Below are 14,147 nucleotides of genomic sequence, written 5' to 3' on the forward strand. Positions count from 1 at the left end.
CGTGGGTATCCTGCCCGGCGCGGGGCGACAACGGCGCAGCGCAGTGATAGTCCACAGGCTAGACCATTCACCACTGGAGCGGGACGAACGATGGCAGAGGCAGCGGTAGCGCAGCAGAAGGGCATTCTCGGCTGGATCGAGCGAAGCGGCAACAAGCTGCCCGATCCGGTGTTCCTGTTCTTCGGCCTGATCGCCGCGCTGGTGGTCATCTCCGTCATCGCCAGCCTTGCCGGCTGGTCGGCGGCCCACCCGACCGAAATCGACGAGACCACGGGCGCCGCACGCGTCATCACCGCGCAGAGCCTGCTGTCGGCGGAGAATATCCGCCAGCTGTGGGTCGACATGCCCAAGACCTTCACCCACTTCCACCCGCTGGGTTATGTGCTGGTGGTTATGCTGGGCGCTGGCGTGGCGGAGCGCGCGGGCCTGTTCGGCACTGCCATGCGCGCCGGCGTTCGCAATGCGCCGACCGCGCTGCTGACGCCGATCGTGGTGCTGGTGGGGATGCTCGGCAACCTGGCCGCCGATGCCGCCTATGTGGTGCTGATCCCGCTGGCCGGCATCATCTTCCATGCCGCCGGACGCCATCCCATCGCCGGGATCGCGGCGAGTTTCGCCGGCGTGTCCGGCGGCTTTTCCGCCAACCTCCTGCCCGGCCAGCTCGATGCCCTGCTGTTCGGCATTACCGAGGCCGCGGTGGAGACCGTGTTCGGCGATTTCACCGCCAACATCGCGGGCAACTGGTTCTTCATCGTCGGGATGACCGTGATCTTCCTGCCGGTGATTTGGTTCGTCACCGACCGCATGATCGAGCCGCGCCTTGGCAAGTGGGACCCGGCCAAGGCCGGCAACGCTGCCGCCGACGAGCAGACCGACCGCGCGCTGACCGATGGCGAGCGCAAGGGTCTGCGCTGGGCCGGGCTGGCCGTGCTCGGCGTGGTGGCGCTGTGGCTGGTCTTCACCTTCGGCCCAGGCACGCCGCTGATCGACGAGGAAGCGACGCCGGAAGCGCGGCTGACCCCGTTCTACCAGAGCCTGGTCGCCGGCTTCTTCATCCTCTTCCTGTTCTCCGGCTGGGCCTACGGCAAGGCGGCGGGCACCATCGGCGACCACCGCGATCTCGTGAAAATGATGGCTGGCGCGATGGAAGACCTCGCCTATTACCTCGTGCTCGCCTTTGCGGCCGCGCATTTCGTGGCGATGTTCGCGTGGTCGAACCTCGGCCTCATCCTCGCGGTGCAGGGTGCCGATTTCCTCGGTAACTCGGGCCTGCCAGCTTGGGCGCTGCTCGCGGCAATCATCCTCGTGTCCGCGCTGCTCAACATCTTCGTCGGCTCGGCCAGCGCCAAGTGGGCGCTCTTGGCCCCGGTGCTGGTGCCGATGCTGATGTTGCTCGGCATCACGCCGGAAATGGCCACTGCCGCCTATCGCGTCGGCGACAGCGCGACCAACATCATCACCCCGCTGATGGTCTATTTCCCGCTGATCCTAATCTTCTGCCAGCGCTGGCAGAAGGACTTCGGGCTGGGATCGCTGGCGGCGACCATGCTGCCCTATTCCATCGGCCTGATGGTCGCGGGCCTGATCATGACGATCGGCTGGGTCGCGCTCGACCTGCCGCTGGGCCCCGGCGCGGAAGTGTTCATGGAAGTGCCGAACACCGTGGACCCGACCGGCCCGGCTGCGGCGGAGTAAAACTCGCCGGTCAGTCCGGCACGCCCAGATCCCGCGCTACCTTGGGATCGCGCAGCAGCCGTTCGATGCGGTCGGCTTCGTCGAACGTCTCGTCGGCCCGGAACTTGAGCTTGGGAGCGAATTTCAGGCCGAGGCGCTTGGCGACTTCGCGCTGGAGGAAGGCGGTGTTGGTGCGCAGCGCCTTGACCACCACCTCCTCCGCCTCGCCCATCAGCGGCTTCACGTAAGCGGTCGCGTTGCGCAGGTCGGGGGACATGCGCACTTCGGTGACGCTGACCGAATGGGCGGACAGCGTGTCATCATGCACTTCCTGCCGGGCGAGCAGTTCCGACAGGATGTGGCGCACGCGCTCCCCCACCTTGAGGACGCGGACGGATTGCTGTTCGGATGTATGCTCGCGGCGGGCCATGGGCGGTAAGTGGTGGGCCTAGCCCATCTTGTCCAGTATCCGCCTGAGCGAGCTGCGATTGCGCGCGGTGTGCGGCGTGCCCAGCCGCCGCTCGATGAAGGCGGGCGTGAGGCGGCTCTTACCCGCACCCTCGACATAATCGACATGGATGGTCGGTACTGGTCCAGCCTTGGAGCCCGCGATGATCCGTTCCGCCCCGCGGCCCTGGTAGGCGGCGAGCATCGCGTTGAAGGCGATCGGATCGAGCGGATCCTGCAGGAAATGCGTGTGGACGAACTTGTCCTCGCCCTCGCTCGCGAAAGGATCGGCATCGATCACCGCAGCCAGCTCCTCGCGCGTCAGGACGATGGCGAAAGTGTCGAAGCCGAACCGCTCGGTGATCAGCAGGCCGAGCTTCTCCGCAATGCCGGCAGAGGGGCGCGGCTCGTGGTCGAACAAGACATTCCCGCTCGCCACGACCGTTTCGACATTTGCGAACCCCTCGCGCTCCATCGCCTCGCGCAGCTCCGCCATGGAGATGCGGTTCCGCCCGACGTTCACCCGCGCGATAAGACCTGCATAGCGCAAGGCTTACAGCGTCCGCTCGCGCTCCTCGATCTCGAAGACCTCGAGGCTGTCGCCCGGCTGGACGTCGTTCGTGTCTTCCAGGACCACGCCGCATTCGAGGCCGGCGCGGACTTCGTCCACATCGTCCTTGAAGCGCCGCAGCGAGGCGATCGTGGTCGCCGACACGATGACGTCCTCGCGCGTGAGGCGTGCGAACAGGCCCTTGCGGATGACGCCTTCGGTGACCAGCAGGCCGGCCGCCTTGTCGCGCTTGCCCGACTTGAAGACTTCCTTCACGTCGGCACGGCCGACGACGTTCTCGACCTTCAGCGGGCCGAGTTCGCCAAGCATTTCCTTCGTGATTTCGTCCGTCAGGTGATAGATCACGTCGAAGTACTTCATCTCGACATTGTCGCGTTTCACCAGCTCGCGCGCCTTGGGATTGGGTCGTACGTTGAAGCCGATGATCGGCGCGCCGGACGAAGCCGCCAGCGTCACGTCGCTTTCGGTGATCGCGCCCACGCCTGCGTGCAGCACGCGGACCTTGATGTCGTCGTTCGACAGGTTGTGGAGCGCGGTGTTGATCGCCTCCACGCTGCCCTGCACGTCCGCCTTCACCACGACCGGGAATTCCACCACGTCGGTCTGCAGGTTGTTGAACATCGTGTCGAAGCTGGTCGGGGCGAGCGCCGTGCGCTTCTCGGTCGCCTTTTCCTTGCGGTACTGGGCCACTTCGCGGGCGCGTGCCTCGTTCTCCACCACGGTCAGCTTGTCGCCTGCCATCGGCACACCGCCTAGGCCGAGGACCTCGACCGGCATGGACGGGCCGGCTTCCTTGATCTGCTTGCCCTGGTCGTTGACGATGGCGCGCACGCGGCCGCTTTCGGTGCCGACGACGAAGGTGTCGCCGCGCTTCAGCGTGCCGCGCGTGATGAGCACGGAGGCAACGGGGCCGCGGCCCTTGTCGAGCTGCGCTTCCACCACGGTCGCTTCCGCATCGCGGTCCGGCCGGGCCTTCAGTTCCATCAGTTCCGCCTGCAGCGCGATCTTCTCGAGCAATTCGTCGAGACCGGTGCCTTCCTTGGCGGAGACCTCCACGTCCTGCACGTCGCCCGACATCGCCTCCACGATCACTTCCTGCTCCAGCAGGCGCTCGCGGATCTTCTGTGCATTGGCTTCCGGCTTGTCGATCTTGTTGATCGCCACGATCATCGGCACGCCGGCGGCCTTAGTGTGATTGATGGCCTCGATAGTCTGGGGCATGATGCCGTCGTCGGCGGCCACCACCAGCACCACGATATCGGTGACGTTGGCACCGCGCTGGCGCATTTCGGTAAAGGCCGCGTGGCCCGGCGTGTCGAGGAAGGTGATCGTGTCGCCGCCCTTCGTCTTCACCTGGTAGCTGCCGATGTGCTGGGTGATGCCGCCGGCTTCGCCCTTCACGACATTGGCGCCGCGCAGCGCGTCGAGCAGGCTGGTCTTGCCGTGGTCGACATGGCCCATGATCGTGACCACCGGCGGACGCGGCTTCAGCGTTTCTTCCGGATCGTTGTCTTCCGCTTCCTGGATATCGACGTCGGCTTCGGAAACCTTCTCGATATTGTGGCCGAACTGTTCGACGAGCAGTTCCGCGGTATCCTGGTCGATCGTCTGGTTGACGGTGACCATCATGTCGAGATTGAACAGCTCTTTCACGAGGTCGGCGCCCTTTTCGCCCATCCGCTTGGCGAGCTCGCCAACGGTGATGGCTTCGGGCACCACGACATCGCGGACCTGCTTTTCACGCGGCTTGCCGCCGCCGCCGCCCTGGAGGCGACGTTCCTTTTCGCGCGCACGCTTGAGCGCCGCGAGGCTGCGGGCACGGCGGCCCTCGTCCTCGTTCAGCGCCTTGGTGACAGTCAGCTTGCCGCCGCGGCGCTTGTCGGGCCGTTCGGGGGTGCGCTTTTCCTCCACCTTCTTCTTGGGCGGGCGCTTGGGTTCGGGGCGGGCGACCGGCGTGAATTTGCGCGGCGCGGGCGAACCGGGAGCGGCAGGCTCGTCAGCAGCTGGCGCAGCCTCTTCGGCCGGAGCTTCGGCAGCCTTCTTCGCCTCTTGCTCGGCGCGCTTGGCGGCTTCTTCCTCGGCCTTGCGGTTATCCTCGGCGCGGGTCTTCTCGTCCTTGGCAGCCTTGGCAGCGGCCTCGTCCTCGCGCTTGCGGGCATCTTCCGCCAGGCGCAGGCGCTCTTCCTCGGCCTCGCGCTGCAGGCGGGCGACGCGTTCCTGCGGCGTCTCGTCCGACGCGGCGGGTTTCCTGGGCGCAGGCGCCGGCTTCTTCGCGGCAGGCGCGGGCGCGGGTGCCGGGGCCGCTTCGGGAGCGGGCGCAGGCGCCGGCGCCGGCGCTTCCTCGCCCGGCTTTACCAGCTTGCGACGGCGCTTGACCTCGACCGCCACCTTGTTGGTGCGGCCATGGCTGAAGGTCTGCTTGACCTCGCCCGGCTGCGAACCCTTCAGGGTCAGCGGCTTGCGGGTCCGGGTCGGTTTGTCTTGATCGCTCATAAAACTCGTATCTGTCCTTCAGCTCAATTCTTCGTGTCCGGACCTGTATGTCCGGACCTTTCGCGCCCCAGTAGCGCGCTAGTGGCGCGTGATGCCGTCCCCGGCTCCACCCGTCTCTGGCGCAGGCTCTCCCGCGCCGGTAAAGTTCTGCAAACGCAGCAGAGGGCCGCTTACCCGCGTCGTTGCGCGGGCGTCGGCCAATGCCAGGTGGACCACATTGTCGCGGCCCAATGCCACAGACAGGGCTTCCCGGTCCAGTGGCAAGCGGGTGCCGCGTTCGCCCGACCCCTCCCGTTCGCGCCCGACGCGCCACGCCTGGTCCAGCTTGGCGGTGCCGTCCGGCGCCGCATCGGCCGCGTGCAGCAGCAGTTCAAGCACCCCGCCGCGCGCATGTTCGGCGATCCGGTCGGAACCGAGCACGATCTTGCCGGCGCGCATTTCGATACCCAGCCGGTCGGTGAAATTGCGCACCAGCGCATCTTCAATCCGCTGCGGCAAATCATCGGGGATCGCCAGCGGCGCGCCCTTGAACGCGCGTGCCAGCGCCCCCTTTAACTGGCCCTTGGCCATCGCTTTTTCAAGCGCCGGGCGCGAGACGCCGATCCATGCGCCGCGCCCCGGCGCACGCGCCAGCACATCGGGCAGGACCTGGCCATCCGGCCCGATCGCCAGCCGCACGAGTTCATCCGCCGGGCGCGTCTCGCCCGACAGGATGCAGCGCCGCTCGGCCCCCGTTTTCAGGGGGCGTCGCGGGTCGGTGATGTCGGAGCTCAGGCTCTCATTGGGTGGAGTCCGCATCGGCGGCCTCCCCGGTATTTGGCTCGGTGGCGGGCTCGGCTGCTGCCGGAGCTTCCTCTTCGTCTTCGAACCAGTGCGCACGGGCGGCCATGATGATCTCGTTGCCCTGCTCTTCCGACAGGCCGAACGCGCCCAGCACGCCGCCCTTGTCTTCCGGACGCGCCGGACGGGTCGGTTTCATCGGCGGGCCGCCTTCGGGATTGCGGCGACGCGGCGCTTCGCGCTTCTTGGCGATCAGCTCGTCGGTGGCGAGATCGGCCAGGTCGTCCAGGTCCTTGATTCCGGCCTTGCCCAGCACGACCAGCATCTGCTCGGTCAGGTGGGGAAGTTCGGCCAGGTCGTCTTCCACGCCCAGTTCGCGGCGTTCCTCGCGATAGGCGGCTTCCTGCCGCTCGATCGCTTCCTGCGCGCGGGACTGGAGTTCCTCGGCCAGTTCCTCGTCGAAGCCTTCGATGCCGGCCAGTTCGTCCAGCTCGACATAGGCGACTTCTTCCAGTTCCACGAAGCCTTCGGCGACGAGCAGCTGCGACAGCGTTTCGTCGACGTCGAGCTCTTCCTCGAACATCTTGGACCGCTCGGCAAATTCCTTGGAGCGTTTCTCGGAAGCCTCTTCTTCGGTCATGATGTCGATCTGGTGGCCGGTCAGCTGGCTGGCGAGGCGCACGTTCTGGCCGCGGCGGCCGATGGCGAGCGAGAGCTGGTCGTCGGGCACGACGACTTCGATGCGGCCCTCTTCCTCGTCGAGCACGACGCGGGCGACGGTCGCCGGCTGGAGCGCGTTGACGACGAAGGTCGCCGTGTCCTCGCTCCACGGGATGATGTCGATCTTCTCGCCCTGCAGTTCCTGCACCACCGCCTGCACGCGGCTACCCTTCATGCCGACGCAGGCGCCGACCGGGTCGATGGAGCTGTCGTGGCTGATCACGCCGATCTTGGCGCGGCTGCCCGGGTCGCGGGCGGCGGCCTTGATCTCGATGATGCCGTCGTAGATTTCGGGCACTTCCTGCGCGAACAGCTTCTTCATGAAGTCGGGGTGCGCACGGCTCAGGAAGATCTGCGGGCCGCGGTTGTTGCGTTCCACCTTGGTGATCAGCGCGCGCACGCGCTCACCCACGCGGGCCGCTTCGCGCGGGATCTGCTGGTCGCGGCGGATGACGCCCTCGGCACGGCCGAGATTGACGATCACGTGGCCGAACTCGACCGACTTGATCACGCCGGTGATGACTTCGTCGGCGCGGTCCTTGAATTCTTCGTACTGGCGCTCGCGCTCCGCATCGCGGACCTTCTGGAAGATCACCTGCTTGGCCGACTGCGCGTCGATGCGGCCGAGATCGACCGGCGGCAGCGGATCGACGATGAAGTCGCCGATGCTGGCATCGTCCTGCAGCTTCTTCGCCTGCTTCAGGTCGACCTGCTTGAAGTAGTCTTCCACTTCCTCGACCACTTCGACCACGCGCCACAGGCGCAGGTCGCCGGTGTTCGGGTCCAGCTTCGCGCGGATATCGTTTTCCGCGCCATAGCGGCTGCGGGCCGATTTCTGAATCGCTTCTTCCATCGCTTCGATCACGATGGACTTGTCGATCATCTTCTCCGACGCGACGGAATTCGCAATCGCAAGCAGCTCTGCCTTGTTGGCGGAAATGGCACTGGCCATCAGTCGTTACTCTCTTCTTCGGTTTCGACGATTTCGTCTGCGCCGCTGGTGTCCAGCGGCCGGGTGGCGGCGATGAGCGCGTCGGTCAGGACGAGCTTCGCCGAATGAATGCTTTGCCGCGGAACGTCCACACGCCCCGCCTTCTTATCCTCTATCGACACGGTGTCGCCGTCGATGCCGACCAGCGGGCCGCGCAGGTTCCTCTGCCCGTCCCAGGCCTTGTCCATGCTGATCTTGGCCTCGTGCCCCGCCCAGTCGGCGTAATCCTTCGCGCGGGTCAGCGGGCGGTCGATGCCGGGGCTGGAAACCTCGAGGTGATAGGCACCTTCGATCGGATCTCGCCCTGCCTCTTCCAGCTCGTCCATCCGGGCGGAGATACGGCGCGACAGTTCGGCGCATTGCTCGATGACCAGCTGGCCCGTCGCCGGGTCCTCCGCCATCACCTGCAGCGCCTGCCCGCCGTCGCCGGCTTCGGACGGCATCATCTTCACGCGCACGAGGTCGAAACCCAGCGCTTTCGCTTCGGGTTCGATAATCTCGGTCAGGCGCTCGATATCTGCCATTCGGTCTCCGTTCAGTCGGTCATTGCCAAACCGGTTTCGGGCCGGCCCCTCGCGGCGCCAGCATCTCAACCTTGTATCGACAATGTCGGGATGCGGTTCATGTAGGCAGGTAGGAGATGGAAAGCAAGATGCGCATTTCGATCGTCATGCTGGTTTGCGCCGCACTGGTCACAGGCTGCGATAGCGGAGCGGAGGAACGGCAGGTCATGGCCCAGGATGTGCTGCTGCCTCCGGCCGAGCTGCCACCTGGCGCAGGTCCGCCGCCGGAACGCGTCCCGCGCCCGCCAATCTGCCCGCCCTTTCCGCCCGGTACCGCCGTACCTGCAAATGCCGCAAGCGCCGAGCAATGCGCCGCGCTCGAACGCGAGCAGGAAAAGGAGCGAGCTGCGTCCGAGAAGCGCCAGCTCGCCGAAGCGACCCGCGATGGCGAATTGCCGCCTTTCGACCAGCGGGTCGATCGCTTTCCCGAGCGCGGGAGCTGGATCCAGCGGCTCGTCCCCGACGATGTGCCGGCGGAAGCAAGCGGCTGCACTTTCACTGAGAGACCGCGCAACGAGCGGCCCGCGAATCTCGTCGTCCAGGCGCAAAGCGGCAACATGGACTTGCTCGCCGAAGGCTTCGTGCTGGCGCACGACCATGCGATCGGTTTCGTCGAGGCGGGTTTTCTGGCGGACAAGCCGGTGATCGCGGTGCGCAAGAACATGCCCGACCTGTGGATCGCGCCCAAGCCGCCGATCCGCAACGTCATCCTGCGGATCGGCGCGGAGGAATTTCGCTGCATCCGTTCGACCGGTTCGGGCGGCTGATACGAAAAGGGCGGAGGCTCCGCGCCCCCGCCCTTCCCTTCAGATCCGGCAAATCAATGGTCGTGATCGTCGTCATGCGGGCGGTTGCCGCGCGGGCCCTCGCCCGGAGCCCAAGTGACGTGGGTGACCACGAAGTCGCCGTCGCCCTCGTCGCGGATGAAGACGAAAGGCACGCCCTTGGCGTCGAATTCGACCGCGCGGCCCCAGTTCGCAGGCGTGTCGCCGACCACGCCCAGCTTCTTGCCGCGCCCGCCGCCATTGCCGCCTTTACCGTTGCCGGGCTTGGTCCCGCCGCCGCCGGTGCTGCCGCCGTACATGATGGCAAGCTGGTCGTAATCGTGCTGGTCAGGATGCTCGTTACCTTCGGGCAGGCTGGTATATTCCATGCACGAGGTGGTGAGATCGGTGCTGAAGTTCTCGTTCTGGTGGCCGAGGCCGTAATCGTGGCCGATTTCCTGGCAGGTCACCAGCTGGCGCCACGAGAAATTGTTGTAGTTCGGCCGGGTAAAGTAGTTGTCATTCAGCTTGGTCACCCCGGCAGTGATCGTCGAACCGCTGATCGTGATGCTGGCGATGCCGAGCCAGCCGGTCGCGCCATAGTCGTCGTTACAGACCTGGATGGTCGAACGGACATAGGGGCAGGACGGATCGGCACTGCCGCGCTGGTACGGCGCCTCGATATAGGGTGAGGCGTTCCAGTCGCCCACGGCGGTTTCGACATATCCGACCCAGCTTGCGCCGGTGTTGTCGATGACCGGCATGGTCAGCTGCTCCCCGGCGGCGAGCTCCCACTTGTAGTCGGCCCACGAATGATTGGCAGCCGCCGGCAGCGCGATGGCTGCGGCAATCCCTGCCATGGCGGCGAATTTCGTCTTGGTGATCCGTTTCATGCCCGTCCCTTCCAGATGTTGCGGATGGGCGCGATAAGGCCGCGGAAAGTATAAGGCCGGGTTGCGGCAGATGCTTCCGGAGTATCGTTAATTCGTTAGGGCTGGCTGGCGTCGGCGGGCGTGGCGGGTGCGCGGCAGGCCCGGGCCCACGGATTGGCCTTGCAGGCGCGGACCCTCTCCCGCTCCAGCCGCTCGCGTTCCGCCCGCTCGCGCTCGACCGGATCGAATTTTCGCGCGACGGCGGAGATGCCGTCAGCCTCGCTGGTTCCCCACGAATGGTAAGGCAGCGTCATCGCGTAAAGGACGAACGCGACGATCCCGAAAAGCGCCCAGCGGGCAATCCTGTCGATGACCGGAAAGTCATCGTCGGCCTTTCCCCGGTTCTCGTAGTGGTAGCGCGGCCCAAGGCCCCAATAGGGCGCAAATGCATCGGTCGCGCGCTTCCAGATGGTGCCGAGCGGCATGGGTGTACGCCTATTCGGCAGCCCACGGATTGCCGGCAGAGGTGTACTGCGGCTGCGCCTCGCCCGCGTCCGCGGCGCGCGCGTCCTCGCGCATCGACTTCGGCGTGTAGGTCATGGCGATGGCCATCGCGATGATGAAAAACGCGATCAGGCGCGGGTATTTGAGGATCGTGTTGACGATGTGCATGGCGGATCAGTCCTTCGCCCAAGGGTTGTTGTTCGAGGTGTAGCGGAAGGTCCCACCCTCGCTCGGTTCGGCGGCGGCCGCCGGTTGGTCGAAGGGCACGGAGCCCTCGACTTCCATCTCGCTCGGCAGCGAATAGACCTTGCCTAGCACGAGCGCGAAGAACGCCCCGCCGATGAGGAGGTAGCGCATGCGCACCCACATCTCGTTGGCGACCTGCGACCAGAATTCGCCCCAATCGAAATCGGCGCGCTCTTCTTCGGAGCCGAACAGGCCGCGCACCCACGGCGGCAGGTTGGGATTGGTCTGTTTCATTGGCAATCGTTCGCCCACGGGTTGTTGGCGCAGCGCTGGTGTTCCGCCTCGGCGGCCTGACGAGCCTCGACGCGCGCGCTGACCAGATCGCTCGAGACGAAGGTGAATGCGACGCAGGAAGCCCCGGCCAGCGTCAGGAGGAGCACGGACAGGGTCCGCCAGATCGGGAAACCGCGGTCGCCGCCGGCGCCCTCGTAGTGATAGACCTTCGTGGTGCCCTTAAAGAGGTCGAGCTCCTCGCGGCTGCGGCCCGCCGGGTCGCCGCGCAAGGTTTCCTTGATGAAGTACTTGAGGTCCACCGTGCTACTCCGCCGGGTCCAGCGCCCATGGGTTGGACGAGGATGTGTAGGTCACCGTTTCCGGCACCGGTTCGGCGATGCGCTCGCTGCGTTTACCCATGCACGTACTCGGCCCCCAGGCGAGGATCGGCGCGACCAGGCTGAAAACCATCATCCGCCCCCAGAACTTGAAGATGCCGTTGCCGATGCGCTCGTTCAGCGGCTTTTCGTAGTGATACGTCGCCTTTTCGCCGGACGCCCCTTCGACGACCGATTTGAAGATGCGACCGATGAAGAACATCGCGGCTCAGTTGCCCCAATCGCCGGAAGACTCGCCGGAGAGGGATTCGTCGCCCCAGTCGTCGCCGTAGTTGTCGCGCATGCGCTCGATCGCGCGGCGGGCGCGGCGTTCGTCCTGCATCTCGCGCGCGGTCCGCGCCAGCGCAGCACCCGTGGCGGCGCCTTCCTTCATATTGCCGATGTTTTCGGAGAAACTGCCGTCGCGGCTGTAGGAGGCCGCGCCCATCGCCACCGCAGCAGCCGCTTCGGGATCGTTGCCGAGATACGTGACCCCTGCCCCGAAAGCGAACACCGCGATCAGCCAGATCGCTGCGATCGATCCCAGCACAATTCGAATGAGCTTGCCCACAACGCGCCCCCTTGTTGTCTCGCGCACGAGACTAGGGCGCAAATCTTGTCAGGCGGTTAAGGATGCGCGCGGGGCGCTCAGGCGTTCGGCCTCAGTCCGCATCGTCCTGCATAATGCCGTGCTTCTTGATGCAATGGCGCAGCTGGTCGTAGCTCAGGCCCAGCGCCTTGGCCGTCTGGCGCTGGTTCCAGCGGTGGCGGCCGAGCGCGTGTTCGACGATGGTTTTCTCATGTTCGTCCACCGCGGCGCGCAGGTCGTCGCAATCCGCGAAGTCGGGGATCGGCTGGCGGGTTGCGGGTCGTGCAGGCGCTGCACCGGCAGGAGGTGCGTCAGCGCGCGGCAGCGGTTCGGGGATCCACGGGCTGTCGAAGGGGTCGAAAGTGACATCGGCGACCGGGCGGCTGTCGTCCTGCCAGCGATAGACCGCGCGCTCCGCCACATTGCGCAATTCGCGCACGTTGCCTGGCCAGTCGTGCTTCTCCATCGCCTCGCGCACATGGGGCGCGAACCCCGGCCAACGGTCCCACTCCAGCTCTGCCGCCATGCGCCGACCGAAATAGTCGGCCAGCACCTCGACGTCGCCTTCGCGCACGCGCAGCGGCGGCAGGGTGATGACTTCAAAGCTGAGCCGGTCGAGCAAATCGGCGCGAAAACGGCCTTCCTTCGCCATTTGCGGCAGGTTCTCGTTGGTGGCGGCGACGATGCGCACGTCCACGCGGATCGGGCGGCTGCTGCCGATACGGGTGACCTCGCCGTATTCGACCGCGCGCAGCAGGCGCTCCTGCGCGCCCATCGACAGCGTGGCCAGTTCGTCGAGAAATAGCGTGCCCCGGTCGGCTTCCTCGAACCGCCCGGCCCGCGCCTTGGTAGCACCGGTGAAAGCGCCGGCTTCGTGGCCGAACAGCTCCGCCTCGATCAGCGTTTCCGGCAGGGCGGCGCAGTTCATGGTGACGAGCGGCTCGTCCCAGCGGGTGGAAAGGCGGTGGAGACGCTCGGCGATCAGTTCCTTGCCCGTCCCGCGCTCGCCGATCACGAGAACGGGGCGCCGCATCGGGGCCGCCTGGCTGGCCCGCTCCACCGCGTCGAGAAACGCGCCGGATTGGCCGATGAATTGTCCTTCCCGCTCCATGACGCCAATATATAGGAAATTTCACCAACCTGAGGCAACAGGCACCACATGTCGTTCGTCGAATTTTACTCAAGTAGTTGATTTAGTGTCGTAATTACAGTTTGGCACACCCCTTGCGATGTGATGAACAAGCACCACGCGGTGCCACATTCGAAAGGATCACGATCATGTACAACCGCCAATTCTTCTCGACGCAGCTGGGCAAGGTCTCCGCGCTCTGCATCGCCGCGATGGTGGCGTTCAACCTGATCACCGTCGTCGGCCAGTTCCCGGGCGCAGCCTCGCCCACGCTGGTCCACGCCGCATCCGTGGTTGTCGCCTGATGACCGCCAACGATCCCTCCAACCCGCTGGCGCCGATCCGCGCGCAGGGTGGAGACAATCGCGTCCCCGGGCAGGGCGGGTCCCAATCCCCCCGCCCCGCCCACGCTTCGGCCAGCCGTCTCGACCAGGAAATCGAGCGGCTGCGCCGGAGCCCCCAGCCTGCTGCCGACGCGGCCCGTAATATCAAGGATTCATTTGCCGGAGTTCCCTGGATGGGTATTTTCTCACGTACGCGCGATATCATCGCCGCCAATTTCAACGACATGCTCGACCAGGCCGACGATCCGGCCAAGATGATCCGGATGATCATCATGGAGATGGAAGAAACGCTGGTGGAGGTCCGCGCCTCTGCCGCGCGTACCATCGCCGACCAGAAGGAAATGCACCGCCACACGGTCAAGCTGGACCGGCTGCAGGCCGACTGGGGCGAAAAGGCCCAGCTCGCCCTGAGCAAGGACCGCGAGGACCTGGCCCGCGCGGCGCTGGTCGAAAAGAAGAAGGCGTCCGACATGTCGGACCAGCTGAAGCAGGAAATCGGCGTGCTGGACGATGCGCTGCGGGCTTACGAGGACGACATCCAGAAGCTGCAGAGCCGCCTGCGCGAAGCGCGCAGCCGCCAGACCGGCATCGCCGCCCGCCTCGAAAGCGCGGAGAACCGCGTGAAGCTGCGCACGGTGATGAGCACCGATCGCGTGGACGAGGCGATGAGCCGCTTCGACCAGCTGGAACGCCGCGTCGACTATGCCGAAGGCCGCGCCGACGCGCTCAGCATCGCCGACGGCTCGAACACTCCCAGCCTGGCCGACGAGATCGCCGCGCTGGAAGGCGGCGACAAGATCGACGCCGAACTGGAAGAAATGAAAAAGGCGCTCGGCAAGGGCGCCAGCGAAGACAAGGGAGAAGGGTAAG

General features: G+C 65.9%; 18 protein-coding genes. 4 read left to right on the forward strand and 14 right to left on the reverse strand.

Annotated elements, in window-relative coordinates; all coding sequences use genetic code 11:
* The first annotated feature begins 90 nt into the window (after window positions 1–90).
* The gene (locus VCJ71_RS06450; protein WP_324639866.1) at window positions 91–1,695 is read left to right on the forward strand and encodes an AbgT family transporter; all 1,605 of its coding nucleotides are present in this window, start codon (window positions 91–93) and stop codon (window positions 1,693–1,695) included.
* Between the two features lie 10 nt (window positions 1,696–1,705).
* Here the strand turns inward: VCJ71_RS06450 and rbfA are convergent, their stop codons facing one another.
* The 6 genes from rbfA to rimP form a co-directional block, all read right to left on the reverse strand.
* Window positions 1,706–2,104 carry a 30S ribosome-binding factor RbfA gene (gene rbfA, locus VCJ71_RS06455; RefSeq protein WP_324639867.1) on the reverse strand — a complete coding sequence of 133 codons (399 nt, stop codon included), beginning with the start codon at window positions 2,102–2,104 and terminating at the stop codon, window positions 1,706–1,708.
* A gap of 18 nt (window positions 2,105–2,122) precedes the next feature.
* Window positions 2,123–2,671, reverse strand: a complete 549-nt coding sequence (locus VCJ71_RS06460) for a DUF1697 domain-containing protein (protein ID WP_324639868.1) — start codon at window positions 2,669–2,671, stop codon at window positions 2,123–2,125.
* A gap of 3 nt (window positions 2,672–2,674) precedes the next feature.
* Window positions 2,675–5,185, reverse strand: a complete 2,511-nt coding sequence (gene infB / locus VCJ71_RS06465; RefSeq protein WP_324639869.1) for a translation initiation factor IF-2 — start codon at window positions 5,183–5,185, stop codon at window positions 2,675–2,677.
* A 78-nt stretch (window positions 5,186–5,263) separates the two neighbouring features.
* Entirely contained in the window at window positions 5,264–5,983 is a 720-nt protein-coding gene (locus tag VCJ71_RS06470) for a DUF448 domain-containing protein (protein WP_324639870.1), read from the reverse strand.
* Window positions 5,964–7,637 (reverse strand): transcription termination factor NusA, encoded by a 1,674-nt coding sequence (gene nusA / locus VCJ71_RS06475; protein ID WP_324639871.1) that lies wholly within the window; start codon window positions 7,635–7,637, stop codon window positions 5,964–5,966. The genes VCJ71_RS06470 and nusA overlap by 20 nt, the downstream gene beginning before the upstream one ends.
* Window positions 7,637–8,200 carry a ribosome maturation protein RimP gene (gene rimP, locus VCJ71_RS06480; protein WP_324639872.1) on the reverse strand — a complete coding sequence of 188 codons (564 nt, stop codon included), beginning with the start codon at window positions 8,198–8,200 and terminating at the stop codon, window positions 7,637–7,639. Before rimP ends, nusA begins: the two co-directional genes overlap by 1 nt.
* Before the next feature lie 116 nt (window positions 8,201–8,316).
* On the opposite strand from rimP, the gene VCJ71_RS06485 reads away from it, so the two are divergent.
* Window positions 8,317–9,006, forward strand: coding sequence for a hypothetical protein (locus VCJ71_RS06485; protein ID WP_324639873.1), 690 nt, complete (start codon window positions 8,317–8,319; stop codon window positions 9,004–9,006).
* A 53-nt stretch (window positions 9,007–9,059) separates the two neighbouring features.
* Here the strand turns inward: VCJ71_RS06485 and VCJ71_RS06490 are convergent, their stop codons facing one another.
* From VCJ71_RS06490 to pspF, 8 genes are all read right to left on the reverse strand, one after another.
* A complete protein-coding gene (locus VCJ71_RS06490) occupies window positions 9,060–9,896 on the reverse strand; it encodes a hypothetical protein (protein ID WP_324639874.1) in 837 nt (278 codons plus the stop codon).
* Between the two features lie 95 nt (window positions 9,897–9,991).
* Entirely contained in the window at window positions 9,992–10,360 is a 369-nt protein-coding gene (locus VCJ71_RS06495) for a hypothetical protein (protein WP_324639875.1), read from the reverse strand.
* Between the two features lie 10 nt (window positions 10,361–10,370).
* Window positions 10,371–10,547, reverse strand: coding sequence for a hypothetical protein (locus VCJ71_RS06500; protein ID WP_324639876.1), 177 nt, complete (start codon window positions 10,545–10,547; stop codon window positions 10,371–10,373).
* 6 nt (window positions 10,548–10,553) lie between these two features.
* The gene (locus tag VCJ71_RS06505) at window positions 10,554–10,859 is read right to left on the reverse strand and encodes a hypothetical protein (protein WP_324639877.1); all 306 of its coding nucleotides are present in this window, start codon (window positions 10,857–10,859) and stop codon (window positions 10,554–10,556) included.
* Window positions 10,856–11,158, reverse strand: a complete 303-nt coding sequence (locus VCJ71_RS06510) for a hypothetical protein (RefSeq protein ID WP_324639878.1) — start codon at window positions 11,156–11,158, stop codon at window positions 10,856–10,858. Before VCJ71_RS06510 ends, VCJ71_RS06505 begins: the two co-directional genes overlap by 4 nt.
* A gap of 4 nt (window positions 11,159–11,162) precedes the next feature.
* Window positions 11,163–11,438 (reverse strand): hypothetical protein, encoded by a 276-nt coding sequence (locus VCJ71_RS06515; RefSeq protein WP_324639879.1) that lies wholly within the window; start codon window positions 11,436–11,438, stop codon window positions 11,163–11,165.
* Between the two features lie 6 nt (window positions 11,439–11,444).
* Window positions 11,445–11,786, reverse strand: a complete 342-nt coding sequence (locus VCJ71_RS06520) for a hypothetical protein (RefSeq protein ID WP_324639880.1) — start codon at window positions 11,784–11,786, stop codon at window positions 11,445–11,447.
* A gap of 91 nt (window positions 11,787–11,877) precedes the next feature.
* Window positions 11,878–12,915, reverse strand: a complete 1,038-nt coding sequence (pspF, locus tag VCJ71_RS06525) for a phage shock protein operon transcriptional activator (RefSeq protein WP_324639881.1) — start codon at window positions 12,913–12,915, stop codon at window positions 11,878–11,880.
* A 167-nt stretch (window positions 12,916–13,082) separates the two neighbouring features.
* Between pspF and VCJ71_RS06530 the strand changes: the two genes are divergently transcribed.
* Together VCJ71_RS06530 and pspA are read left to right on the forward strand one after the other, a co-directional pair.
* Window positions 13,083–13,238, forward strand: coding sequence for a hypothetical protein (locus VCJ71_RS06530; protein WP_324639882.1), 156 nt, complete (start codon window positions 13,083–13,085; stop codon window positions 13,236–13,238).
* Window positions 13,238–14,146: a phage shock protein PspA gene (pspA, locus tag VCJ71_RS06535; protein ID WP_416379143.1), complete on the forward strand. Its 909-nt coding sequence runs from the start codon at window positions 13,238–13,240 to the stop codon at window positions 14,144–14,146. Before VCJ71_RS06530 ends, pspA begins: the two co-directional genes overlap by 1 nt.
* The last annotated feature ends 1 nt before the right edge of the window (window position 14,147 follow it).

The sequence above is a fragment of the Pseudoblastomonas aquimaris genome (assembly GCF_035481675.1).
In the GTDB taxonomy this organism is placed as follows: domain Bacteria; phylum Pseudomonadota; class Alphaproteobacteria; order Sphingomonadales; family Sphingomonadaceae; genus Alteriqipengyuania_B.